This window comes from Haemophilus influenzae (assembly GCF_001457655.1).
Taxonomy (GTDB): Bacteria; Pseudomonadota; Gammaproteobacteria; order Enterobacterales; family Pasteurellaceae; genus Haemophilus; species Haemophilus influenzae.
In genome coordinates this window covers 1,636,189-1,660,374 of sequence record NZ_LN831035.1, presented here as the reverse complement: position 1 = coordinate 1,660,374, position 24,186 = coordinate 1,636,189, and the positions used below count along the sequence as shown (strand labels likewise).

The 24,186-nt window shown below is 37.4% G+C and carries 27 protein-coding genes and 1 pseudogene; 16 read left to right on the top strand and 12 right to left on the bottom strand.

Annotated features, from left to right (window positions below):
• The first annotated feature begins 87 nt into the window (after positions 1–87).
• From AT683_RS08190 to AT683_RS08170, 5 genes are read left to right on the top strand one after another with little or no spacing between them, the layout of a single operon-like run.
• Positions 88–771, top strand: coding sequence for a DUF4198 domain-containing protein (locus AT683_RS08190; protein ID WP_005671602.1), 684 nt, complete (start codon positions 88–90; stop codon positions 769–771).
• Between the two features lie 12 nt (positions 772–783).
• Entirely contained in the window at positions 784–1,272 is a 489-nt protein-coding gene (locus AT683_RS08185; protein ID WP_005686582.1) for a hypothetical protein, read from the top strand.
• Entirely contained in the window at positions 1,272–1,892 is a 621-nt protein-coding gene (cbiM, locus tag AT683_RS08180) for a cobalt transporter CbiM (RefSeq protein ID WP_011272460.1), read from the top strand. The genes AT683_RS08185 and cbiM overlap by 1 nt, the downstream gene beginning before the upstream one ends.
• Entirely contained in the window at positions 1,892–2,524 is a 633-nt protein-coding gene (locus tag AT683_RS08175) for an energy-coupling factor transporter transmembrane component T family protein (RefSeq protein WP_011272461.1), read from the top strand. The genes cbiM and AT683_RS08175 overlap by 1 nt, the downstream gene beginning before the upstream one ends.
• A gap of 1 nt (position 2,525) precedes the next feature.
• A complete protein-coding gene (locus AT683_RS08170) occupies positions 2,526–3,152 on the top strand; it encodes an energy-coupling factor ABC transporter ATP-binding protein (protein ID WP_011272462.1) in 627 nt (208 codons plus the stop codon).
• A 106-nt stretch (positions 3,153–3,258) separates the two neighbouring features.
• Here AT683_RS08170 and AT683_RS08165 read toward each other — a convergent pair whose 3' ends face one another.
• The 3 genes from AT683_RS08165 to purE all read right to left on the bottom strand — a co-directional run bounded on the left by AT683_RS08165 (position 3,259) and on the right by purE (position 6,241).
• Positions 3,259–4,449 carry an amino acid aminotransferase gene (locus AT683_RS08165; protein ID WP_005657030.1) on the bottom strand — a complete coding sequence of 397 codons (1,191 nt, stop codon included), beginning with the start codon at positions 4,447–4,449 and terminating at the stop codon, positions 3,259–3,261.
• Between the two features lie 139 nt (positions 4,450–4,588).
• Positions 4,589–5,677 (bottom strand): 5-(carboxyamino)imidazole ribonucleotide synthase, encoded by a 1,089-nt coding sequence (gene purK, locus AT683_RS08160; RefSeq protein ID WP_005686592.1) that lies wholly within the window; start codon positions 5,675–5,677, stop codon positions 4,589–4,591.
• Positions 5,678–5,746: 69 nt separating this feature from the next.
• A complete protein-coding gene (gene purE, locus AT683_RS08155) occupies positions 5,747–6,241 on the bottom strand; it encodes a 5-(carboxyamino)imidazole ribonucleotide mutase (RefSeq protein WP_005653194.1) in 495 nt (164 codons plus the stop codon).
• A gap of 170 nt (positions 6,242–6,411) precedes the next feature.
• Between purE and AT683_RS08150 the strand changes: the two genes are divergently transcribed.
• Genes AT683_RS08150 through pepN form a run of 3 tightly spaced genes read left to right on the top strand, consistent with a single transcriptional unit; the run spans position 6,412 to position 9,654 of the window.
• Positions 6,412–6,660, top strand: a complete 249-nt coding sequence (locus tag AT683_RS08150; protein ID WP_005653200.1) for a type II toxin-antitoxin system HicA family toxin — start codon at positions 6,412–6,414, stop codon at positions 6,658–6,660.
• Positions 6,657–7,001, top strand: coding sequence for a type II toxin-antitoxin system HicB family antitoxin (locus tag AT683_RS08145; protein ID WP_005653201.1), 345 nt, complete (start codon positions 6,657–6,659; stop codon positions 6,999–7,001). The genes AT683_RS08150 and AT683_RS08145 overlap by 4 nt, the downstream gene beginning before the upstream one ends.
• A gap of 43 nt (positions 7,002–7,044) precedes the next feature.
• Complete coding sequence (pepN, locus tag AT683_RS08140; RefSeq protein ID WP_011272463.1) at positions 7,045–9,654, top strand: aminopeptidase N; 2,610 nt, start codon at positions 7,045–7,047, stop codon at positions 9,652–9,654.
• A gap of 71 nt (positions 9,655–9,725) precedes the next feature.
• Here the strand turns inward: pepN and ribE are convergent, their stop codons facing one another.
• The gene (gene ribE / locus AT683_RS08135) at positions 9,726–10,340 is read right to left on the bottom strand and encodes a riboflavin synthase (RefSeq protein ID WP_005657019.1); all 615 of its coding nucleotides are present in this window, start codon (positions 10,338–10,340) and stop codon (positions 9,726–9,728) included.
• A gap of 43 nt (positions 10,341–10,383) precedes the next feature.
• Here ribE and hmrM point away from each other — a divergent pair, with 43 nt between their 5' ends.
• The 3 genes from hmrM (at position 10,384) to tyrS (ending at position 13,890) form a co-directional block, all read left to right on the top strand.
• Entirely contained in the window at positions 10,384–11,778 is a 1,395-nt protein-coding gene (gene hmrM / locus AT683_RS08130) for a sodium-coupled multidrug efflux MATE transporter HmrM (protein ID WP_005657016.1), read from the top strand.
• A gap of 8 nt (positions 11,779–11,786) precedes the next feature.
• Positions 11,787–12,503, top strand: a complete 717-nt coding sequence (gene sfsA, locus AT683_RS08125; RefSeq protein WP_005632483.1) for a DNA/RNA nuclease SfsA — start codon at positions 11,787–11,789, stop codon at positions 12,501–12,503.
• Positions 12,504–12,702: 199 nt separating this feature from the next.
• Positions 12,703–13,890 (top strand): tyrosine--tRNA ligase, encoded by a 1,188-nt coding sequence (tyrS, locus tag AT683_RS08120; RefSeq protein WP_005657010.1) that lies wholly within the window; start codon positions 12,703–12,705, stop codon positions 13,888–13,890.
• A gap of 63 nt (positions 13,891–13,953) precedes the next feature.
• Here tyrS and AT683_RS08115 read toward each other — a convergent pair whose 3' ends face one another.
• The 7 genes from AT683_RS08115 to AT683_RS08085 all read right to left on the bottom strand — a co-directional run bounded on the left by AT683_RS08115 (position 13,954) and on the right by AT683_RS08085 (position 20,449).
• Positions 13,954–14,901: a ribose-phosphate pyrophosphokinase gene (locus tag AT683_RS08115; protein ID WP_005657007.1), complete on the bottom strand. Its 948-nt coding sequence runs from the start codon at positions 14,899–14,901 to the stop codon at positions 13,954–13,956.
• Position 14,902: 1 nt separating this feature from the next.
• On the bottom strand, positions 14,903–15,844 hold the full coding sequence (gene ispE / locus AT683_RS08110) for a 4-(cytidine 5'-diphospho)-2-C-methyl-D-erythritol kinase (protein WP_032827554.1): 942 nt from the start codon (positions 15,842–15,844) through the stop codon (positions 14,903–14,905).
• An 11-nt stretch (positions 15,845–15,855) separates the two neighbouring features.
• Positions 15,856–16,476 carry a lipoprotein insertase outer membrane protein LolB gene (lolB, locus tag AT683_RS08105; protein ID WP_005657000.1) on the bottom strand — a complete coding sequence of 207 codons (621 nt, stop codon included), beginning with the start codon at positions 16,474–16,476 and terminating at the stop codon, positions 15,856–15,858.
• A 71-nt stretch (positions 16,477–16,547) separates the two neighbouring features.
• Positions 16,548–17,798, bottom strand: coding sequence for a multifunctional CCA addition/repair protein (locus AT683_RS08100; protein WP_005656997.1), 1,251 nt, complete (start codon positions 17,796–17,798; stop codon positions 16,548–16,550).
• A gap of 6 nt (positions 17,799–17,804) precedes the next feature.
• Positions 17,805–18,416: a TIGR04211 family SH3 domain-containing protein gene (locus tag AT683_RS08095; protein ID WP_005656994.1), complete on the bottom strand. Its 612-nt coding sequence runs from the start codon at positions 18,414–18,416 to the stop codon at positions 17,805–17,807.
• 65 nt (positions 18,417–18,481) lie between these two features.
• The gene (locus AT683_RS08090; protein ID WP_005660565.1) at positions 18,482–19,744 is read right to left on the bottom strand and encodes an inorganic phosphate transporter; all 1,263 of its coding nucleotides are present in this window, start codon (positions 19,742–19,744) and stop codon (positions 18,482–18,484) included.
• Positions 19,745–19,768: 24 nt separating this feature from the next.
• Entirely contained in the window at positions 19,769–20,449 is a 681-nt protein-coding gene (locus tag AT683_RS08085) for a TIGR00153 family protein (protein WP_005647270.1), read from the bottom strand.
• 222 nt (positions 20,450–20,671) lie between these two features.
• Between AT683_RS08085 and AT683_RS08080 the strand changes: the two genes are divergently transcribed.
• From AT683_RS08080 to AT683_RS08065, 4 genes are read left to right on the top strand one after another with little or no spacing between them, the layout of a single operon-like run.
• Positions 20,672–21,112 carry an HvfX family Cu-binding RiPP maturation protein gene (locus AT683_RS08080; RefSeq protein ID WP_005686601.1) on the top strand — a complete coding sequence of 147 codons (441 nt, stop codon included), beginning with the start codon at positions 20,672–20,674 and terminating at the stop codon, positions 21,110–21,112.
• A 38-nt stretch (positions 21,113–21,150) separates the two neighbouring features.
• The gene (gene hvfA / locus AT683_RS08075) at positions 21,151–21,438 is read left to right on the top strand and encodes an oxazolone/thioamide-modified RiPP metallophore HvfA (RefSeq protein ID WP_005656980.1); all 288 of its coding nucleotides are present in this window, start codon (positions 21,151–21,153) and stop codon (positions 21,436–21,438) included.
• Between the two features lie 60 nt (positions 21,439–21,498).
• Positions 21,499–22,422 (top strand): HvfB family MNIO-type RiPP peptide maturase, encoded by a 924-nt coding sequence (locus tag AT683_RS08070; protein ID WP_058222227.1) that lies wholly within the window; start codon positions 21,499–21,501, stop codon positions 22,420–22,422.
• Entirely contained in the window at positions 22,412–23,128 is a 717-nt protein-coding gene (locus AT683_RS08065) for an HvfC family RiPP maturation protein (RefSeq protein ID WP_005686602.1), read from the top strand. The genes AT683_RS08070 and AT683_RS08065 overlap by 11 nt, the downstream gene beginning before the upstream one ends.
• Positions 23,129–23,514: 386 nt before the next feature.
• On the opposite strand, the gene AT683_RS09555 is transcribed toward AT683_RS08065, so the two are convergent.
• The gene (locus AT683_RS09555; RefSeq protein ID WP_012054427.1) at positions 23,515–23,703 is read right to left on the bottom strand and encodes a Mor transcription activator family protein; all 189 of its coding nucleotides are present in this window, start codon (positions 23,701–23,703) and stop codon (positions 23,515–23,517) included.
• Between the two features lie 122 nt (positions 23,704–23,825).
• Between AT683_RS09555 and AT683_RS08060 the strand changes: the two are divergent.
• A pseudogene (locus AT683_RS08060) lies at positions 23,826–24,109 on the top strand (metal ABC transporter permease); the annotation flags it as partial.
• Between the last annotated feature and the right edge of the window lie 77 nt (positions 24,110–24,186).

The window sequence follows — 24,186 nt, the reverse complement described above, 5'->3', positions numbered from 1 at the left end:
ATTTCCTTAAAAAATGACTTGATTCTAAAGTTACTTCATATTTTATCATACGCCTAGATTTTCTTAAACAAACAAGGAGTATCCAAAATGGAATTGAAAAAAATCGCTGTAGGATTAACCGCACTTTTAGGTATGTCTGTTGCTAACGCACATAATGTTTGGCTTGAGCCTGCTTCATCGCAAGATGAATACGTAGTGAAATTTGGACATGAACAAACTGAAACCTATCCAGAATCTAAACTTAAATCTATCCAAGCCTTAAATGCGCAAGGCAAATTAACTGCTGTTGATTACCAATTCAGAAATGGCGAAGCCTATCTTATGCCTAAATCAGATTTAGTTTTCGTTCATTTCGATAATGGTGTATGGTCAAAATTACCAAGCGGTAAATACGTTGAAAAAACAAAACGTGAAGAACCAACAGCAGAATTTAGTACTAATCCTGTTAAATTTGGTAAAGCGATTTTGAAATGGGATGCTGAATCTTTCAAATCTCATCAACAAGCATACGAATTGATTCCTCAAGAAAAAGCACAAGCGAATAAACCACTTTCTATCCTTGTTTTACATAATGGTAAACCAGTTCAAGGCATTAAAGTGGGTGTGAGTGAAGATGCACCGTTCAATTTAACTAATGAAAAAGGTATCGCTCAATTTACCCCAACTAAAGGCTTCAACAAAGTATGGGCAGAGTTTGAGGAAAAAGTAACAAATAATGCAGATTACGATCGTCGAACTGTGGAATATATGCTAACTTTTGACGCGCAATAATATGGATTTGGGATGAAAAAATTTGCTTTTTTAACCGCACTTTTTGCGGCTTGCTATCTCCCGAATGCTTATGCCCACGCGCTTTATGTGTTTGCCCAATATGATGGGCAAACACTTTCTGGCAAATCCTATTATTCTGATATGACCCCAGCAGCTGAAACTTATTTAGAAGTTTTCCGCTCAGGTGTTTCTGATCCCGTTTTAACTGGAAAAACAGACCGCCAAGGTGCATTTAAGCTTTCTATTGCTGATGTACCACATACAACCTTAAAAGTTGTGGTGGAAGGCGATGAAGGACACCGTGCGTCCGTTGTTGCTGCTGCTCATACGTCTGCCGAAAATCAAAGCAGTGCAGATTTAATGCTGCTTCGTGAAGATATTGCGCATTTAAAAGATAAAATTTATTTGCATGATATTTTAGGTGGAATCGGTTATATCGTTGGTATTGCTGGACTTATTGCTTTACGTAATGCGCGTAAAATTAAACAAGGACGTATTTAATGCATTTATCTGAAGGCGTGTTACATACGCCTATTTTATTAGCTGGTGCAGTGCTTGCTGTTGCGGGCATTGCTGTGGGGGTACGTCGTTTAGAATCAGAACGTTTACCGCTCACCGCACTTTTTGCCGCTGCATTTTTTGTGGCAGGAACCATTCATGTGCCTGTAGGAATTGGTAGCGTGCATTTAATTTTAAATGGCATGGCTGGTTTATTTCTTGGGTGGGCCGTTTTTCCAGCATTCCTCATCGCACTTTTATTGCAAGTCATTTTCTTTTCTTTTGGTGGATTTGCCGTGTTAGGTGTCAATCTTTGCGTGATGGCAATACCAGCTGTGATCGCTTATTATCTTTTCCGTTCTCGTTTACAGCCACAAATGGCATTAAAAGATCGCTTATTAGTCGGTATTGGTGCTGGCGTAATTGGCGTTGGCGGAGCAGGCGTGCTTGCTTCTTTTGTGCTGATGTTAGATGGTGGTAAAAGTTATCTGAATCTTGTTTGGCTCTTGCTAGTCTCTCATATTCCAGTATTTGTTTTGGATAGTATTATCAGCGTAGGGGTGATTACCTTGCTTGGTAAAATGTATCCTGAAGTCATGAATCGTACCGAGAATTTCTCTTAATGAAAATTCATCGCTTATTTCAACCGCACTTTAGGTTGATTTATCTGTTTATCTGGGGGCTAATCATTAGTGGATTGAGTGATCTTACTTGGCTTATCTCCCTTAATGTGCTTGCAGTTTCTCTCTTTTTTATTTCACTGCAGCTCAGTCAAAAATCTTTTTTGCCTTATCTTAAACGTTGGTTTGCTTTAGTCATTTTTATTGCTTTAATGTGGGCGGCATTAAGTTGGCAAATTGGAGAAAATGGCATTGAACTCAATTTTCAAGGCATTGAATTAGCAGAAAAATTGAGTTTGCGGACTCATTTATTGTTGATTTCTCTTTGGCTTTTTTTGTGGAATATTAATGATGCAGTACTTGTTCAAGCCATTGGTAAATTGCCTTTGCCAGAAAAATTAATTCAACTTTTTGTGCTGACCGTACGTTACATTGCACTGCTTGGCGAACTGCGTCAAAAAATGGATATTGCCATGCGAGCTCGTGGATTTCGTCCTGGGCTTAATCGCCGAACCCTTTATGTGACGGCTCAAAGTGTCGCTTTATTATTGATCCATGCCCTATTAAAAGCCGAAACGGCGCAAATGGCGTTAAAATGTCGTGGTTTTCAGTTTGGCAAAAAGAGAGAAAAATAATATGTTAGCTGTAAATAATCTTTGTATAGAACGCAATGGTAGAGCGATTATTCAAGATTTGAGTTTTACCTTGGAAGGTCAAAAACGCCTCTTCGTACAAGGGGAAATTGGTTCAGGAAAAACCACTTTACTGCTTGCTTTGTTGGGATTTGTTCCTGTAACCAAAGGGGAAATTAAATTATTTGGCAAAGTTTGTCGTGAAGAAAAAGATTTTGCGCCCTTTCGTGGCACGATTGGTATTTGTTTTCAAAATGCCGATGATCAACTTTTTGGCCCAACAGTGTTGGATGATGTTGCCTTCGGGCCATTAAACCAAAATATGCCCAGAGAGCAGGCGTATCATATCGCAGAGCAGCAATTAGAACGTCTTGGTATCACAGGTTTAAAAGATCGTATGGTGCATACCCTATCTGGTGGTGAGAAAAATTTCACGGCACTTGCTGGTGTCTTAGCGATGCAGCCAAAAATTTTATTATTAGATGAACCCACCAATGGATTAGATCGAAAAAATACTGAAAAATTGACCGCACTTTTGCGTGAGCTTTCCTTACCCATGTTGATTTCATCCCATCATCATGGATTTATTAACGAATTAGCCACAGAAATTATTAGATTTACCAACAAATGAACCATTGCCGAGAATTTGTTAATGATTAAATAAAATTAAAGCCTTGATAATCAAGGCTTTATTTTTTACTTACAATATTTTAGAGGATATATTATTTCTAACCCTATTAAAGCACTTTCACAATGCTTTCACATAAATAGCGAATATTATCTTCAGTAATACCAGCCACATTGATACGACCAGAACGAACAGCATAAATGGCAAATTCTTCTTTTAAGCGATCCACTTGTTCCCCAGTTAATCCACTGAAAGAGAACATACCGTTTTGTTCAATGATAAAGCTGAAATCTTGTTCCGCACCGTATTCTTTTAATAACTGAACGAATAAATGACGCATTTTTTTGATACGTTCGCGCATTTCAGTTAATTCATTTTCCCACTCTTGGCGAAGTTGAGTGTCATTTAATACTGTTGCTACAGTTGCGCCGCCGTGAGATGCAGGGTTAGAGTAGAGTGTACGAATAATTGATTTCACTTGGGTTAATGCGGTTGATGCAATTTCTGCATTTTCTGCCACAAGAGTAAAGGCACCAACACGTTCATTATATAAACCAAAGTTTTTCGAGAATGAACTCGCTACTAACAATTCTTTGTGGTTTGCCGCAAAAGCACGCAAGCCATAAGCATCTTCATCTAATCCATTGGCTAAACCTTGATAAGCAAAGTCAAAGAGTGGCAACCAGCCGTTTTTCGCCGAAAGTGCGGCTAATTCTTGCCATTGTTCTGGAGTAGGGTCAATACCAGTCGGATTATGGCAACAACCGTGTAAAAGCACCACATCGCCTTCGCTTGCTTGGCTTAAATCTTCAAGTAAATGATCCCAATCAAGGGCTTTGCGTTCAGCATCATAATAACGATATTCACGAATTGTCATACCGACGGCATTGAAAATGGCATTGTGGTTTGGCCAAGTTGGGGTGCTGATCCAAACATTTTGTGCTTTAGTTTGACGTTTAATAAATTCTGCCGCAATGCGTAATGCGCCTGTTCCGCCTAAACTTTGTACTGTTCTTGCACGATTAGATTTGATGACTTCAGAATCTTTACCGAAAAGTAACGCTTTTGTTTGTTCGTTATAATCAGCAATACCATCGATAGTCAGATAATTTTTCGTTTTTTCCTTATCAAATAAGCGTTTTTCTGCTTCTTTCACTGCACGCATAATCGGGGTTGTGCCTTGCGCATCTTTATAAACGCCAATACCCAAGTTAATTTTATTTTCGCGAGTTTCGGATTTGAATGCTTCGCCTAAGCCTAAGATTGGATCGGCTGGTGCCGCTTTAATATGTTCAAACATAGCTTTTCCTTATGTATCAGTTGTGTGATGGATAATTTTATACTTCAGCCGTTTTATTTTATCAAGAAAGATTTTTATAAAAATTAACCGCACTTTAATATTTTTAAATATTTATCAAAAAGTGCGGTCATTTTTTACATTATTTTAGTTTTTCAATCGCCCAATTTAATCCTGATTGATAATCTTCGGGTAATTCAATTCGGAGCTTTTCTAATTGTTGAATAATGACCGCTTTATTAGGATGAGAAAGATTGATATGCCCAACCTTACGCCCAGCCCTCACTTCTTTACCGTACCAATGAAGTTGTGCAAAAGGTATATTAAGCCATTTTGGATTATGGTTTGTGCCGATTAAATTTACCATTACACTTGGGGCAAAAATTTGTAAGTCAGGTGTTGGCAAATCAAGTAGCGTGCGTAAATGTAATTCAAATTGACTAATAGCACATCCCAGTTGTGTCCAATGTCCACTGTTATGTACGCGAGGCGCAAGTTCGTTAATTAGTAATTTGTCGCCTACAACAAAACATTCCATTGCCATCACACCCACATAGCCTAACTTATCCATAATTTTGCCGAGCATTGTTTCAGCTTGTTTTTGTTGTGCGGATTGTTGAGGAAATGCATTATCAATCACACTGTAACGCAAAATACCATTTTGTTGCAGGTTATGCGTAACGGGATAAAAACGCTTTTCGCCATTTTTAAATCTTGCGCCTACAATAGAAACTTCATAATCAAAAGGAATAAATTTTTCTGCGATCACTTCACCAAATAAGTCATCAGTGATGTCCGCTTTGTTTTCATCGCTGATAATCCATTGACCACGCCCATCATATCCGCCTGTTCTACGTTTGACGACGACTTTCTCGCCAACAGTTTGGAAAACATCATTCCATTGCGTTTTATCTTTTAATAAACACCAAGGCGAGGTAGAAAGATTGAGTTCATCAAGCAAGGATTTTTGAGCAAAACGATCGGCTAATAATCCAAATACATGTTGATTAACGAAGTTTTTATGATTGCCGAGTAATTCAGTCAAAGGTGTTTTTTCCCAGCGTTCAATTTCTGCCGTGATGATCGCATTTTCAGGTAAGTCAAAAACTGGCGCATTGAAGGCTAAGGGTTCAACATAAATATCTAAAGGTGCACCAGCGTAACCTAACATTCTGCCGAGTTGTCCGTTGCCAAGTACATAAACCGTTGGGTATAAGGTGGAGTTTTGCATAATATTTCTCGTTAAATTTACGAAAAAAACAACCGCACTTTAAAAGTGCGGTCAGATCTGAAGATATTTTTATGTGCGTGGATCGGGATTATCAAGCACATTACTCGTTTGGCTTTCACGGAAAGATTGCAAGCGTGAAAGCAATTCTGCATCCCAACTTGCTAGAATTTGTGCGGCTAACAATCCAGCATTTGCCGCACCCGCAGGGCCAATAGCCAATGTTCCGACTGGGATTCCTTTTGGCATTTGCACAATTGAATAAAGGCTATCTACGCCACTTAACATAGAACTTTTTACTGGCACACCCAGCACAGGCACAAGGGTTTTGGCTGCGATCATGCCGGGTAAATGTGCCGCACCGCCAGCCCCAGCAATAATTACTTTATAGCCATTTTTTTGTGCATTTTCAGCAAATTCAAAAAGTTTATCAGGCGTACGATGAGCAGAGACGATTTCCACATGATAAGGTACTTTTAATTCATCTAAAATCTGAGTTGCCTCTTGCATGGTAGCCCAATCGCTTTTGGAACCCATCACAACAGCAATTTGTGCAGTTTTTGACATGCTATTTTCTCAATTTTCTAATTAAAAAGGTGGCGTAGAATAGCATAGATTACATATATTGAGCAAACGTTTGCTATTTATGTAAGTATTAATGGGGATTATTTTATAATTATTTGATTTTTAAATTTTAGTAACTATACTTGATACCAAATTAATGGGCGATAGTTTATATGGGACGAACTGAAAAATTATTAGATAAGCTCGCACAATCAAAATCTACATTTAATTGGAATGAATTAGTTTCTTTGTTAGCTCAACAAGGTTATGAAAAGCGAGAAATGGCAGGCTCTCGAGTGAGATTTTATAATAGAACACTCGAACATACGATTTTGTTACACAAGCCTCACCCTGAAAATTATATTAAAGGTGGTGCTTTAAAGTCAGTGAAAGAATCATTAAAACAGGTAGGTATTCTATGAAGTTATTAAATTATAAAGGTTATGTTGGCACGATTGAGGCGGATTTAGAAAACAATATATTGTTTGGCAAACTTGCTTACATTCGTGATTTAGTGACTTACGAAGCAGAGTCATTATCTGAGCTAGAAAAAGAATTTCGTCAATCTGTTGATTTATATTTACAAGATTGTTTGGAATTAGGTAAAGAACCGAATAAGCCTTTTAAAGGTGTATTTAATGTACGAATTGGCGAGGAATTGCATAGAGAAGCTACGATCATAGCAGGCGATCGTTCTCTTAATGCTTTTGTTACGGAAGCGATTCAAGAAAAAATTTTTCGTGAAAAACCAAGTTTAAGATAACAAAACGTATTTACATTTTCTTTCATCAAAAGTAGGTCAAATTATGTTAGCCAAAGCAAAATATAGAAAAGATTACAAACAACCAGATTTTACGGTCACAGACATTTATTTAGATTTTCAACTTGATCCTAAACATACTGTGGTAACCGCAAGCACAAAATTCCAACGCTTAAATGATGAAGCGACTTCTTTACGTTTAGACGGGCATAGCTTCCAGTTTTCTTCTATTAAATTTAATGGCGAGCCATTTTCTGCTTATCAACAAGATGGCGAGAGTTTAACGCTCGATTTGAAAGGCAAAAGTGCGGAAGAATTTGAACTTGAAATTGTGACTTTCCTTGTGCCAGCTGAAAATACTTCATTACAAGGATTGTATCAGTCTGGCGAGGGTATTTGTACGCAATGTGAGGCGGAAGGTTTCCGTCAAATCACTTATATGCTTGACCGTCCAGATGTATTGGCGTGCTATACAACCAAAATTACGGCGGACAAAAGCAAATATCCATTCTTACTTTCTAATGGCAATCGCATTGCAAGTGGCGAATTAGAAGATGGTCGTCATTGGGTGGAATGGAATGACCCATTCCCAAAACCAAGCTATTTATTTGCTTTAGTGGCAGGGGATTTTGATTTATTACAAGATAAATTTATTACTAAAAGTGGCCGTGAAGTTGCGTTAGAGCTTTATGTGGATCGCGGTAATCTTAACCGTGCAACTTGGGCAATGGAAAGTTTGAAAAAAGCGATGAAATGGGATGAAGATCGCTTTAATTTAGAATACGACTTAGATATTTATATGATCGTCGCTGTCGATTTTTTCAATATGGGTGCAATGGAAAACAAAGGGTTGAATATTTTTAATTCTAAATTTGTATTAGCCAATCCACAAACGGCAACAGATGAGGATTATCTTGCTATTGAAAGTGTGATTGCACACGAATATTTCCATAACTGGACAGGCAATCGTGTGACTTGCCGTGATTGGTTCCAATTAAGTTTGAAAGAAGGCTTAACGGTTTTCCGTGATCAAGAATTTTCTTCAGATACAGGTTCGCGTGCAGTGAATCGCATTAATAATGTGAAATTTTTACGCACTGTGCAATTTGCCGAAGATGCAAGCCCAATGTCACACCCAATTCGCCCTGAAAAAGTGATTGAAATGAATAATTTTTATACCGTAACCGTATATGAAAAAGGGGCAGAAGTGATTCGTATGTTGCATACCTTATTAGGTGAACAAGGCTTCCAAAAAGGGATGCAGCTTTATATTGCTGAAAATGATGGCAAAGCGGCAACCTGTGAAGATTTTGTTTCTGCGATGGAACGTGCAAATAACCTCGATTTAAACCAGTTCCGCCGTTGGTATAGCCAATCGGGTACACCAGAATTATTGATTAGCGATGCTTATGACGAAAAAACGCATACTTATCGTTTAACGGTTTCACAATCCACACCGCCAACCGCAGATCAAATGGAAAAAGTGAATTTACATATTCCATTAAAAATCGCGCTTTATGATGCGAATGGCACGAAACAAATGTTACAACATAATGGCGAATTGTTGAGTGATGTATTAAATGTCACTGAAAAAGACCAAGTCTTTGAATTTCACGGCATTTATGGTCGCCCAATTCCAGCATTATTATGTGATTTTTCTGCGCCAGTAAAACTGGATTATGATTATAAAACGGAACAGTTATTAGGCTTGCTGAAATTTGCAGACAATCAATTTATCCGTTGGGATGCAGCACAAATGCTATTTGCGCAAGAATTACGTCGTAATGTTGTGCGTTTCCAACAAGGCGAGGCACTAGAAATTTCGCCTGAAATTTTGACCGCACTTTCTTATGTTCTGAATAATTACGAGAAAGATATTGAACTGGCAACATTAATTCTCACACTGCCGAAAGAAATGGAATTTGCGGAAGGTTTCAAAACTATCGATCCTGATGGTATTTCAGTCGCAAGAGCATTTATGCAAGCGCAAATTGCAGAATCGTTAAAAGATGATTTCTTGCGTGTTTATACCCATATTCGTCTTGATGATTATCAAGTTACGCAACAAGACATCGCCTTGCGTGCAATGCGTAATCTTTGCTTAACTTATTTGGCTTATACGAATTTGGGTAACAACTTAGTGCAAAAACACTATAATAATGCGAATAATATGACAGATACATTGGCAGCATTAAGTGTTGCAACTAAAGCTGCATTACCTTGCAGAGATGCGTTATTAGCTGATTTTGAACAAAAATGGCAACAGGATGGATTAGTGATGGATAAATGGTTTGCATTACAAGCCACTCGCCCAGATGAAAATGTGTTGGAAATTATTCAGTTATTAATGGATCACCCAAGTTTTAATTTTAATAATCCAAACCGTTTACGTTCATTAGTGGGTAGTTTTGCAAATCACAATTTAAAAGCATTTCACAACGTAAGCGGTTCTGGCTATCGTTTCTTAACGGATGTGTTAATCCGTTTAAATGAAAGTAATCCACAAGTGGCTGCGCGTTTAATCGAGCCATTAATTCGATTTTCTCGCTTTGATGCTCAACGCCAAACGCTGATGAAACGTGCTTTAGAACGCCTAAGCGTTGTAGAAAATCTTTCAAAAGATTTATTTGAAAAAATTGAGAAAGCGTTGCAGTAACACTTGATGATGTGAGAATAGGTTTTATGACTATTCTCACTTTATTCAATTGCTTAATATTTTTAAATGAACTAAAAATTTTTTGACTGCAAATAATTTTCTACAGTATCTACAATAGCTTGCGTTTGAGGATCGATTTCAATATTCACAATATCGCCCACTTTACGTTGCCCCATTAACGTTCTTTGCAAGGTTTCAGGGATTAAATTCACACAGAATTGCGTGCCTTTTACTTCACCAATAGTGAGGCTAATACCATCTACCGCAACAAATCCTTTCGTTAAAATGTATTTCATTACATCTGCGTTTGGGAGCTCGAACCAAATTTGTCGGTTATTTTCACTAGCGATAATATCTGAAATTTTTGCGGTGCAATAAATATGACCAGATAATAAATGTCCGCCAATTTCCGTTCCCATTTGCATAGCACGTTCGATATTCACATAATCGCCCACTTTTATTGTGCCGAGATTTGTAATTTTTAAAGTTTCTTGCATCAGATCAAAGCTAACCAGATCGCCATTGATTTCAGTTACAGTTAAACATACACCGTTATTTGCTATTGATGCGCCAATTTCCAGATCTTTACGCATTTCAGGTAGTAATTTTACCACTTGTGTTCTAAAATTAGCCGTTTCTTTAATGGAGTGGATGGGGGCGGTGCCTTGTACAATTCCAGTAAACATAATTTTTTCCTTTTCTAAAAATTTTTAGCAGTATATCAAATTTATGAATTTTCGTCTTTTATCTCAATACCACGCTGATATTAAAAAGTTGATTAAAATTTCCTTGCCTATTTTATTAGCACAAATCGCACAAAACTCAATGGGATTAGCGGATACCATTATGGCGGGTCGTGTGAGTTCCACTGATATGGCAGCCATTTCTATTGGTGCTTCAATTTGGATGCCATTGATGCTTTTTGGACAAGGTTTATTGTTGGCATTGCCGCCTACAATTTCTTATTTGAATGGTTCAGGCCAACGCCATCGCATTGCCCATCAAGTTCGCCAAGGCATTTGGCTTGTGTTAGGCGTGAGTATTCCTTTAGGGTTGCTGATTTATTTCTGTGAAATTCCGCTGCAATATATGCAAATGGAAAGCAAAATGTCAGATTTAGCACGGGATTATTTACATGCGATGTTGTGGGGATTGCCAGCCTATTTGATGCTGATTAATTTTCGCTGTTTAAATGATGGTATTGCTAAAACTAAGCCTGCGATGGTCATTACCTTTTTAGGTTTGCTAATTAATATTCCACTTAATTACATTTTTATTTATGGAAAATTTGGCATACCTGCTTTTGGTGCGGTGGGCTGTGGTATTGCAACAGCTATTGTGAACTGGGCAATGTGCTTAATGATGATTTTTTATTCCTATACGAATGCTCAAGAACGTTCACTAAAAGTATTTAGCCAATTAATCGAAATGCCAAATCTGAAAACACTTAAAAAATTACTGCGTTTAGGATTACCCATTGCCATTGCAATTTGTTGTGAAGTGGCGTTATTTGCACTTACGTCTTTAATGCTTTCTCCGCTGGGTGCAACTATTGTCGCAAGCCATCAAATCACATTGAATACCAGTTCTTTTATTTTTATGTTCCCTATGTCGATTGGTATGGCAGCGACGATTCTAGTTGGACAAGCGTTGGGTACAGGTTCTCCACAAAATGCGAAGAAAATTGGCTATGCCGCATTATTATTAGGGCTAACGGTGACGATTATTACTGCATTAATTACGATTTTCTTCCGTTATGAAATTGCCTCTATTTTCGTAACCGATGAAATTGTCATCGCAATGGCGGCAAATTTATTATTATTTGCCGCACTTTATCAATTTTCAGATACCATTCAAATGGTGGTTGGTGGCATTTTACGTGGCTATAAAGATACCAAAATGATTTTATACATTACCCTTTTTTCTTATTGGGTAATTGGTGTGCCACTTGGTTACACACTCGGTCGTACAGATTGGCTTATTCCACATATTGATGCGAAAGGTTTCTGGATTGCTTTTGTGGTCTCACTCACTTTTGCGGCGTTCTTACTTTCTTTGAGAATGAAAAAAATGCAGGCCATGAGCGATAACGCCATTTTACAACGTTTAGAAAAACTTAAATAAGGAACTTTATGCAACTTCCAGCTTTACAATCGGCAAAATTAATTCGTCGTTACAAACGCTTTCTTGCGGATATTGAACTACCAACTGGTGATGTGATGACAATTCATTGCGCCAATACAGGTGCGATGACTGGCTGCGGTGAAAAAGGCGATACCATTTGGTATTCACATTCTGATAGCCAAACCCGCAAATATCCCCATTCTTGGGAGCTCACACAACTTGCAAATGGACAACTTTGTTGTATCAATACGCATCGTTCTAATCAGCTTGTCTTTGAAGCATTGCAAAATAAACAAATCAAAGAATTAGCAATGTATGATGAAATTTATCCTGAAGTGAAATACGGCGAAGAAAATAGCCGAATTGATTTCTTACTAAAAGGCGAGGGTTTGCCTGATTGTTATGTAGAAGTGAAATCAATCACGCTTGTAAAAGGTAATTTAGGTATGTTCCCCGATGCGGTTACTACGCGTGGACAAAAACACGTTCGTGAATTACTCGCAATGAAAAAACAAGGTCATAGAGCAGTGGTGCTATTTGCTGGGTTACATAATGGGTTTGATCGTTTCAAAATCGCAGAATATATCGATCCTGAATATGATCGCTTATTAAAAGAAGCAATGGAACAAGGCGTTGAAGCCTATGCTTATGCGGGACAATTTGAAATTTCTAATGAAATTCCTACCGCACTTTCTTTGACAGAATCGGTGCCTTATATAAAATAATATTTTTTTTGAGAATTATTTTCATTTATTTATTGACAATATTATTGATAACAATTATCATCTAATCATTCCAACAACAATATTAGATAATCACTCCAACATTCCCGCCTATTTCCCCACAAATAGGCGTTTTTTTTATTCACAAATCGCTAAGAATCCCTATAATAAAACCTTTTAAAACATAATTTAGGAAATAATAATGACTAACATTAATACCGTTCTCGCGGAACTAAAGCGTGGTACTGATGAAATCCTTTCAGAAGCGGATTTAATCGAAAAACTGAAAGAAAATCGCCCATTAAAAGTAAAATTAGGCGCAGATCCAACCGCACCAGATATTCATTTAGGACATACTGTTGTATTAAATAAATTACGTCAATTTCAACAACTCGGTCATGAAGTCTATTTCTTAATTGGCGATTTTACTGGAATGGTGGGCGATCCATCAGGTAAAAATGCGACTCGTCCTCCACTTAGCCGTGAAGATGTATTGCGCAATGCGGAAACCTATAAAGAGCAAATTTATAAAATTCTCGATCCACAAAAAACCAAAATCGTCTTCAACTCTGAATGGTTAAGCAAACTTGGTACAGAAGGTATGATTCGTCTTGCAAGCAACTATACGGTTGCGCGTATGCTTGAACGCGACGACTTCAAAAAACGCTTTGGCAACAACCAACCCATTGCCATCCATGAATTTATTTATCCATTACTGCAAGGCTACGATTCCGTTGCATTAGATGCAGATGTAGAACTAGGCGGTACAGACCAAAAATTCAACTTACTTGTTGGTCGTGAATTACAAAAATCAGCAGGCAAAAAACCACAGGTTGCGATTACACTCCCATTACTCGTTGGATTAGACGGCGAGAAAAAAATGTCTAAATCACTTGGTAACTATATTGGCGTAACGGAAGCACCAAGCGATATGTTCGGTAAAGTGATGTCAATTTCTGATGAACTCATGTGGGATTGGTATAACCTTCTTTCATTTCGTCCATTAAGCGAAATTGCACAATTAAAATCGGAAGTAGAAAAGGGCAAAAATCCACGTGATGTAAAAATCTTATTAGCAAAAGAATTAATTGCACGTTTCCACAATGAAGAGGCGGCAAACGCTGCAGAACAAGAATTTATTAACCGTTTCCAAAAAGGCGCAATGCCTGATGAAATGCCTGAATTTACGTTTTCTGGCGAAATTGGTTTAGCCACCTTATTAAAAGAAGCAGGCCTTGTTCCTTCCACTTCTGAAGCGATTCGCTCTGCTCAACAAGGCGGTGTAAAAATCAATGGTGAAAAAGTCGATAACGTAAAAGATAATGCACCGAAAGGCACAAATGTTTACCAAGTGGGTAAACGAAAATTTGCGCGTGTGACTGTGGAATAAAATAGATAAAAAAATACCGCACTTTGGCAATAAAAGTGCGGTATTTTTTATTGAAATTTTAATTTAGTTAAACATCGCAGAAATAGATTCTTCGTTGCTAATGCGGCGAATGGCTTCTGCCAGCATGGAAGAAAGCGTAAGCACGCGAACTTTACCGATCGCTTTCATTTCTTCTGATAGAGGAATCGTGTCAGTAACTACAACTTCATCAATGGCATCGCTGGCTAAATTTTTGGCTGCTGCACCAGAGAAAACGGCGTGAGTTGCATAAGCAAAAACACGTTTTGCACCACGTTCTTTTAATGCTTCTGCCGCTTTACAAAGCGTACCGCCAGTATCAATCATATCATCAACCAAAATACAATCACGGTCTGCAATATCACCGATAATATGCATCACTTGTGCTACATTTGCACGAGGGCGACGTTTGTCAATAATAGCCATATCCGTATCGTTTAATAATTTAGCGACAGCGCGAGCACGCACAACGCCGCCAATATCTGGGGAAACAACAATTGGATTTTCAAGATCAGATTTTTTCAAAATATCGTGAATTAAAACTGGCGAACCAAATACGTTGTCTACGGGAACATCAAAGAAACCTTGGATTTGTTCTGCGTGTAGGTCGCAGGTTAAGACACGGTCAATACCAACAATTGAAAGTAAATCTGCCACAACTTTAGCAGTAATAGGCACACGAGCAGAACGAACACGACGATCTTGGCGAGCATAGCCGAAATAGGGAATCACGGCAGTAATACGACCAGCAGATGCGCGACGTAACGCATCTACCATCACAACCAATTCCATCAAGTTATCATTGGTTGGCGCACAAGTTGATTGGATGATAAATACATCCGCACCACGCACATTTTCATTAATTTGAACTTGAATTTCTCCATCGCTGAAACGAGCGACTGTTGCATCGCCTAGTGAAATATATAAACGTTCAGAAATACGTTTTGCAAGTTCAGGTGTAGCATTACCCGCGAAGAGTTTAATGTCAGGCATTTTATAAAACCTCAGGTTTAGATTGTCGATGAGTATGAGTTGATGATAGCTGCTTCAACATTGCGTGCAAGGGAGACACATTGAGTCCTTTAGCGACGAAACCAAAAAATGCTTCTGGTTTTTGTCTAAATACCGCTTGCGCTTCTGCTTCATGATCAAATTCAGCAAAAACACAGGCTCCCGTTCCTGTTAATCTTGCCGGCGCATATTGTAGCAACCAGTTTAACGCTTTTTCAACGTTTGAATAATGATTTATCACAACTTTTTCGCAATCGTTTTTATAAGGTTCACTCAAAAGTTGTTCGAGGGATTTTTTCGGTGTATTACGTGGTAAATTTGGATCTTGAAAGATGACAGCCGTCGATATTGAATCATCGGGTTTTAATATAACAAACCATTTCTCGGCAGGTTCACAATAAGTGATTTTTTCCCCAACGCCTTCAGCAAAAGCAGCCTGTCCGTATACAAATATTGGCACATCCGCGCCTAATGTTAATCCCAATTTTGCCAGTTCATCAATGGATAAATTGGCTTGCCATAAATAATTTAAAGAGACTAATGCGGTTGCTGCATTGGATGAACCGCCACCAACACCGCCTCCCATTGGAAGAATTTTATCTAAATGAATATTTGCACCCAATTGAATATTGGCTTTTTCTTGTAAAAGTTTTGCAGCTCGATAAATTAGATTATTTTCCGTTTTTAGATTTGGAATTTCTGGCGTTAAAACAATTTGATTATCTTGTTCCCGAATACTAATGTCTAACCAATCGCCAAAATCTAAAAATTGGAAAAGCGTTTGTAATTCATGATAGCCGTTCGGCAATTTTCCATTGATATAAAGAAATAAATTCAGTTTGGCAGGGCTAGGGAAGCGTAATGGCTGCCCATTTGATTGTGTTGTATTTTGGCAAAGTGCGGTAGAAAATTGATGTGATTTCATTAATGTATTCATTAGTAAATCCACTCGTCTACGCGAATTTTTAAGGTTTGTTTTGTGCTGTCATTTTTCAGCAAAATATTTTCAGGCATCGAATTATTTGAGTGATAGGTTAGATAATCTGCCGTCCATTGAGAACCATCCACATGATAAGTAAATGCACCAAGTAAATGGTTGGTACCCACTTGATAATCCGCGTTCATTGCTGGTTGGCCTTTCAACCAATAAGCTAAATGTTCTAATGGCACATCCATGCCAATGATCTCTTGTAATAGTAGTTTAGCATTGGCTGCAGATTGTTGATTGCCATTGTTATCGGAAATTGTCATCCCACTTTGATGCATTTGAATCAACAGGGTAGATTTACTGATTAAAGAATAGAGTTTAAGTGTATAAGATTTTGGATTTTGGTATTGCCATTCAAAGCGGCTAGAAAAACGTTCTGTAGGACTGATATAACCAATTTGTCCTTTGGCTTGATAGGATTGAATTTTTTGAATCTTTTGTAAATGTTGTTGCCATATCGCATCCGTTTTATCAATGTATTGTACATTAGTAGGACGTTCCATATCTAATGTGCAAGCGGTTAGAATCGCAGTGGCAAAAAGTGCGGTGAGAAATTTAAACGTTTTCATATTATTCATCAAGTTAATAAGCTCGCATATTTTAAGGATTTAGTTTAATTGAGTAAAGTTACTTTTATTTGTTAATTTGTTGGGTAATTCGTTTTTGTTTGTTTAACCGCTAAGATTCTTCGTTTCGTCAATTCATTTTTGATTGCTTGTTTCTCAAATCCATCAGCAATAACTTGCTGTACATCTACTTCATTTGCAGAGTGTAATAATTGATTGATGTAATCTATTTGTGGATAGTCTTTAGTTTCAAAACCTGTTCTACCTCGAGTATCAGCTAAACATACTTGTAGAAATTCTTGAAAGCGTTGTGGTTTTCTCCACACATCAAAACGATTAAACAGCGTTATGACGGTTTCAGCTCGAAGCTCAAAGGCTTTGTGAATATGCGTGTGAAATTCACAAGTCAGTTCTGCAAGTTCTTGAAAATAACTTGGAACCTTCAAGCGTTTGCACAATGATCTAGTCGGTTTTATGCCAGCTTGTTCATGCCCATAATGATGAGGAAGAATATTTTGAGGTGTAAGAGCCTTGCCAAGATCATGACAAATAGCCGCAAAACGAACCGCACTTTTATTTAGGATAGGGTTATTTTCAGTCAAATTAACCGCTTGTTTTAATACCAACATGGTATGAATAAAACTATCCACTTCGGGATGATGTTTTACTGGATTTGGCACCCCATGAAGGGCATCGATTTCAGAAAATAAAACGCTTAATGCGCCTGTTTTATGTAAGGTTTCAAAATAAATTTCAGGATTTTTTTCGTTTAAGGCTTTTTCTGTTTCTAGCCAAACGCGTTCCGCCGTGAGATGTTGTAATTCTCCCGATAGGGCAAGTTCTGTCATTAGAGCTAATGTTTCCGAGGCGATTTTAAAACCGAGAGAATGATAACGGGCTGCAAAGCGTGCCACGCGTAATACTCGTAAAGGATCTTCTGAAAAAGCGGGAGAAATATGGCGTAAAATTCGATTTTCTAAATCTTGTTTTCCGCCATAAGGATCGATAATTTCACCGTCTTCGCTTTGAGCCATCGCGTTAATAGTGAGATCTCGTCGAATTAAATCTTGTTCTAATGTGATTGTTGGGGAGAAATCACAAATAAAGCCAGTGTAACCTGCGCTAGATTTACGTTCTGTTCGGGCAAGCGCATATTCTTCTTTTGTTTTAGGATTGAGAAAAACCGGAAAATCTTTGCCTACTTGCTGATAACCGAGAGAGAGTAGCGTAGCGTGGTCTGCGCCTACCACAATCCAATCACGATCTTTTACTGGTAACCCCAATAATTGATCGCGAACAGCCCCACCAACCAAATAAATTTTCATTCGTGATTATGCCCAACCATCACGACGGCGACGTTTTGGTAATACATAAGGAATAAGCAAGCCGAAGAGTAAGCCTACGCCCAATACTGAACCGCCATAAATAAACCATTGGATCGCAATTTCTCGTTTACCTGCATCAAGTATCGCTTCTAAATCACGATTTTTATTTTTGGTCATTTCAAGTTCACGTTTAAGTTGAGAATTTTGCTCTAAAAGATCCGCACTTTGTTGCTCAGCTTGTTTGGTTCGACGTTGCATTTCGACGGTACGTTGTTGCCAATCGCCATCTAAACGACTAAGTTTTAAGGTTAATTCTTGGACTTGCGCTTTTAATTTTGGATTTTCTTCTTTACTACTTGGCGTGCTACTTAAGTCTGAATTTAAAATCCAAGCTTCACGATTTTTATTGTCGCGAATGAGTGTGTATTTGCCTTGGCGTTCTAATACATTCACCGCTTCGCCTGCTTGAATTGAACCTGCAATTTTAAATTGTTCGCCAGCACCACGACGTAAGAAAGTACTTAAATTTTCAGTAACATATTGGGTTTCCGCATAAGCAACATTTATTGATGTACTTAAAAGTAAAGATGAGATTAAGGCTTTATAGATCTTTTTCATTTTTTCCCCTTAAACATCACAACAAAAGTGCGGTTAAAATTAACCGCACTTTTTATTGAGATCAATTAATTAAAGATAGTTCTTAGCACATAGAAAATAATAATGGCGAAAAATGCGCCTGCTGGTAATGTGACAATCCAAGAACTAATGATGTTTCGGATAACCGTTAAATTCAGTGCAGCGATACCACGTGCAAAACCGATACCTAAAATAGCTCCAACAAGTGTTTGTGTTGTTGAGATGGGTAAGCCTGTGCCTGATGCAACTACAACAGTCATTGCAGTAGCAAATTGAGCAGCAAAGCCACGGCTTGGCGTTAAATCGGTGATCCCAGATCCAACAGTCGCCATCACTTTTTGTCCCATAGTAATTAAGCCCACAGCAATACCTAATGCACCTAAGGGTAAAATCCACCAAGTTAAGGCTCCACCTGAAACAATTTTACCGCCTTCATTTACAATAGAGACCACTGCAGAAAGAGGGCCAATTGCATTGGCTACGTCATTAGAACCGTGCGCAAATGCCATCGCACAAGCGGTTAATAACATTAAAATACTGAAGACTTTTTCTACGGCACCAAAAGTGCCTTTGTTTGCTGATTGAGTGAAGATTTTGCTTTTAAAATAGAAATGGAAGAAAAACATTCCGATAAGACTGATGGCAAGTGAAATGATTAAAGTTTCACTGTTTGAAAGATTTAAGCCTACGTGTTTTAAGCCTTTTTTCATCGTCACGATACAAAGTACAAACACGGTTATCCCCATATAATAAGGGCCATATTTTTGTGCATTTTTTAATGGCTGTTCAGTATCAAAAATAAGTTTTTGCGTACTTGCAAAGATTGCATAAGCCAAAATACCCGAGATGACAGGCGTGATAAACCAGCTACCAACGATGCTGCCAATATTTGACCAATCTACAGAACTAGGGCCAATCGTAATACAGGCAAATCCAATAATTGCACCAATAATAGTGTGTATACCAGAAACTGGCCAACCCATTTTGGTTACAATAAATAACCAAGCACCTGATGCAAATAAGGTTGAAAGCATACCTAAGGCTAAAATATCGGGTGTATCAACAAATTGTATTGGGTCGATTACGCCACTTTTTATGGTTTGTGTTACTTCGCCACCAGCTAAATATGCACCTGCAGATTCAAAAATTAACGCAATAATAATTGCTTGTTTGGCTGTTACAGTACCAGATCCTACGGATGTACCCATTGAGTTTGAGACATCATTTGCTCCAATTCCGAATGCCATAAAAAAGCCAAAGGCTGCTGTGATCCACACCAACCAAGAACCATATTGACTAATAATTTCCATAGTTAATTTCCTATGTTTTGTTGATTATGAACGCGCCAGCATTAATTCAATGCGCGAACCGACTCGTTGTGCTTGGTCAGCCAAAACGCCAACCCATTCAATAATTTTATATAAGAACATTACATCAATTGGATTATAACGGCTTTCGATGGTGTAAAGCATTTTACGCAATTTGATCTGCATTTGGTCTGTATCATCTTCAATTGAATCAAGTTCTTGAATCATATCATTGACTAATTTGAGTTCACGACCTTTAAAACCCGTTTCTAATAGCTTATCCATTTCTTCGATTACTCGGTGGGCTTGATGAATTGCATCTAAACTACGTTTTACGTAATGTAAGAATTCTTCCTGCATTTCTTCAGGAATACCAAATTGACGACCAATCATACGGCCTGCAATATCTTTGGCATAATTGGCAAGTTTATCTTGTTGCGTGACTAATTCTAAAAGATCAGTACGATCGATAGGTAAGAATAAACCACGTGGCAATTTCAACCGAATTTCGCGTTTTAAACTATCTGCCTCACGTTCGCATTGAGAAATTTCTAAGCGTTTTTCTTCCGCTTGTTCCCAATTCTTTGAGAAAGTCGTTTGAAAAAAAGGAATCAAAAGATCGCTACATTCGGTCACTTTTTCAGAGTGTTTTTGTAACGGCTTGAGAGGCGAATGGGCAAATAATCCGAGAATATTATTCATTGCCATAAGTGATTTACTCCAAACTAAGGGGTTAAAAATTCGTGCGCATATTACCTGATTTTTGTTGATAGTTAAAATTTTTCAAAAAAATTTGTAAGAAAAAAGGTTTATCTTCGACTAACTAAGTAACTGGGTAATATTTCCTAGTGTAGTAAGATAAGTAACTCAATACACTTTTCGCTTTAAAAGCGAGAAAATTTGAAAGGTAAAAAAATGAAGGATTGTAAGATGCAAGGTATCGGCAGTGGCGTAAGTTTATTGATTTTACGCTTTTTTCTTGCGTGGGAGTTTTTTGAAGCAGGATTAGAAAAATGGAATGGACAAAATTGGTTCGCTGAAATACAAGATCGTTTTCCTTTTCCATTTAATCTTATTCCAGCTGATATTAATTGGCACGTTGCAATGGGATCAGAATTAATTTTCCCATTTTTGCTGATATTTGGAGTGCTAACACGTTTTAGTGCATTAAGTTTAACGATTTTAATCTCTGTCGCGTGGTATAGCATTCACGCCGATTCAGGTTATAACGTATGTGATAATGGTTATAAATTACCATTAATTTATGTGGTGACTTTATTAATCTTAATTACACAGGGAGCGGGGAAACTCTCTTTAGACACGCTTATTAAGAAGGTTTATCCAACTAAAAGCTGGTTGAAATTTCTCTAATTATTTATTCAAAATTCAAACTCTAGGAGATTATTCAAATGAAAAAATTAGCAACATTAACAGCATTAGCAAGTGCATTAACGATGGCAGTAGCGACAGCAGTACAGGCTGAATCAAAGTCAAGCAATACTGATAATACAGCAACACCTTGTGTAGGCGATAAATGTGTCAAAACGAAAGCCGCAGAAGGTAAGTGTGGTGAAGGCAAATGCGGTGCAGATAAAGCTAAATCTGCTGAAGGTAAATGTGGCGAGGGTAAATGTGGTGCGAGCAAACCGAAAGCTGCTGAAGGCAAATGTGGCGAAGGTAAATGCGGTTCTAAATAAGAATAATAATTATGCTGGTGTAAGAATTTATGCCAGCTTTTATTAAAAAAGGAGTTAATTATGAAATTACAAGGTGCTGGATTAGGTTATCGTCGGAATTTAGCTGAGGATTTTTTACAACTTCCCCCAAACAACTCTATTCAATTTATTGAAGTCGCACCAGAAAATTGGAGTAAAATGGGTGGAATGGCTCGTTATCAATTTGATCAAGCAGCAGAAAGATTTCCATTAGCAGTACACGGTCTTTCACTTTCTTTAGGTGGGCAAGCACCACTTGATCGCAAATTACTCCGTAATACTAAAGCACTAATGAATCAATATAATTCATCTTTCTTTTCTGAACATTTAAGTTATTGTGAATGTGAAGGGCATTTATATGATTTATTACCTATGCCATTTACAGAAGAAGCTGTAAAACACGTTGCGCAACGAATACGTGATGTGCAAGATTTCTTAGGATTGCAAATTTCATTAGAAAATACTTCTTATTATTTGCATTCTCCAACTAGTACAATGAATGAAGTGGAATTTTTAAATGCTATTGCACAAGAGGCTAATTGTGGCATTCATTTAGATGTGAATAATATTTATGTTAATGGTGTTAATCACGGATTGCTTGATCCTTATGTCTTTTTAGATCAAGTGGATGTTAAACGTGTTAATTACATTCATATTGCAGGGCACGATGAAGAACATTCTGCTGCACAAGTTGTGGAGAATTCAGCAGATGAATCATTTAATAAAGTAAAAGGAGCATATCGCCATTTACCTGAATTATTAATTGATACACACGGTGAAGCTGTAAAAGGCACTGTATGGGATTTACTCGAATATGCCTATCAACGACTACCTACGATTCCCCCAACATTATTGGAACGTGATTTCAACTTCCCACCATTTGCAGAACTTTACGCCGAAGTTGAGCATATTGCACAATTACAGCAAAAATACGCTCACACAGAGGTAATGTCTTATGCAGCCTAAGTCATTACTGAAAGAAACTCAGCAAGCACTGGCAAATGCTATTCGGTTAGGTAATGCAGATCCTTTAAATGGTTATGCTGCAAACCGTTTAGCGGTATATACACGTTTAGTTCGTAATAATGCTTTTGGTTTTATTGATCGTTGTTTTGTTGAAGCACCATTGCATATTGAGCCAGAGTATTGGAAAAATGCTAAAGAAAATTTTGTGCAAAATGGTAATGCCCATTCTCCTTATTTCCAAGATATTGCAGGAGAATTTCTCTTGTTTTGTCAAGAAAAAGAGATATTTGATACAAATATATTGGCATTGATGGATTTTGAAAATACACAATTACTCGCAGAAGTTTCTTTAGCCAAAGTGCCTGAAAAATTTGAGTGGAATAGACATAGCGTAATGCAATTATCTGGCGCAGCTTATTTAAAAAGTTATGACGTTGATTTTTTATCAAGTGACTTTAAACAATTTGATGACACGCCAATTCAAGCTATTATATGGCGTGATAGTGATTTTAGTATTCAGCAACAAATCCTTTCAGAGTTAGATTACTGGTTGTTAAGTTATCTACAAGAACAACCAAATTCATTAGAAAATGTTTTGTCTGCACTTAATACAATGGTTGAAGACAGTACCTCAATAATCCCATTATTAGAGCAAGTATGGATGAAATGGGTTACATCTGAAGTAATTTACCCCGAACAAAGATAAAATTTTTGAAAATGCTGAGTAAGATGAAAATATTCATATTTTCATCTTACTTATTTTAATTGACATTTCACAATTATTGCTAATTTAGATTAGTAAATATTCACATTTTAATCTGGCTTTGTTATTTAAAATTATCAATATTATCCGATGAAATCTGTTTATGTTTTTCGGATTATTTTTTTATTTAAAAGTCGCAATATTTTAATCACAATAAATAAAAATTTGTTTGTAGATAAAGCCATCCAACATAACTCTCACGCATAATCCAACATCAATGAGAAGAATTTGGGGGAAGTGGGGAAGAAATGAGAAAGGAGAAATGAAGCGGAGTTACACATAGATAAAAAGAAAACCTAGAGACTTTTTTACAGTTACTAGGTTTATTTTTAGGATTGGGCGAATATATTAAACGGCCGTTTGGCAATTTCTTCTTTCTGCACACGTTTGACGATTTTGTAGATCCATTGCAACGATAAAGCATACTTCTTAGCAAGGGAGACGTGATTATTACTTGTAAATTCGTTGAAAATCTGCTTTTCACGTTTGCAGGCGAAAAGCGATATTGATTTCGGCATATACACATTCAAGGCATCCTAGTTGTAGCATGACTTACGTGATATCAAGCAAGCCAAAGGTATTAACTTGTCCGTTGATTTTTGGGAACAATTGTCAGAGAAGTTCAGAAATTCGACCGCTATATGGTTTGTTAATGCTGCTTGCTTTAACCATTGTAAGTACGATGCAAGTGGTAGGCGTTATTTTGGTGGTGGTAATGTTAATTGCGTCAAGAATTACCGCACTTACGCTCACAAATCTTTTGATAAAATGTTATGGATTGCTATTATAAGTTCAATTATATCAAGCCTAATTGGTGTAATATTGAGCTATCATTTTGATGCCTCAACAGGTGCTTGTATTATTCTTCTGCAAGCCACATTTTTTGTTATAGCATTAGCTTATAGCAAGATTAGAACAAGATAATTTTTCTACCCCCTCTTTCTCAAAGAGGAGCACAACCTGATAACATCATTTACATTCTAACCCGAGGACATCGTTTA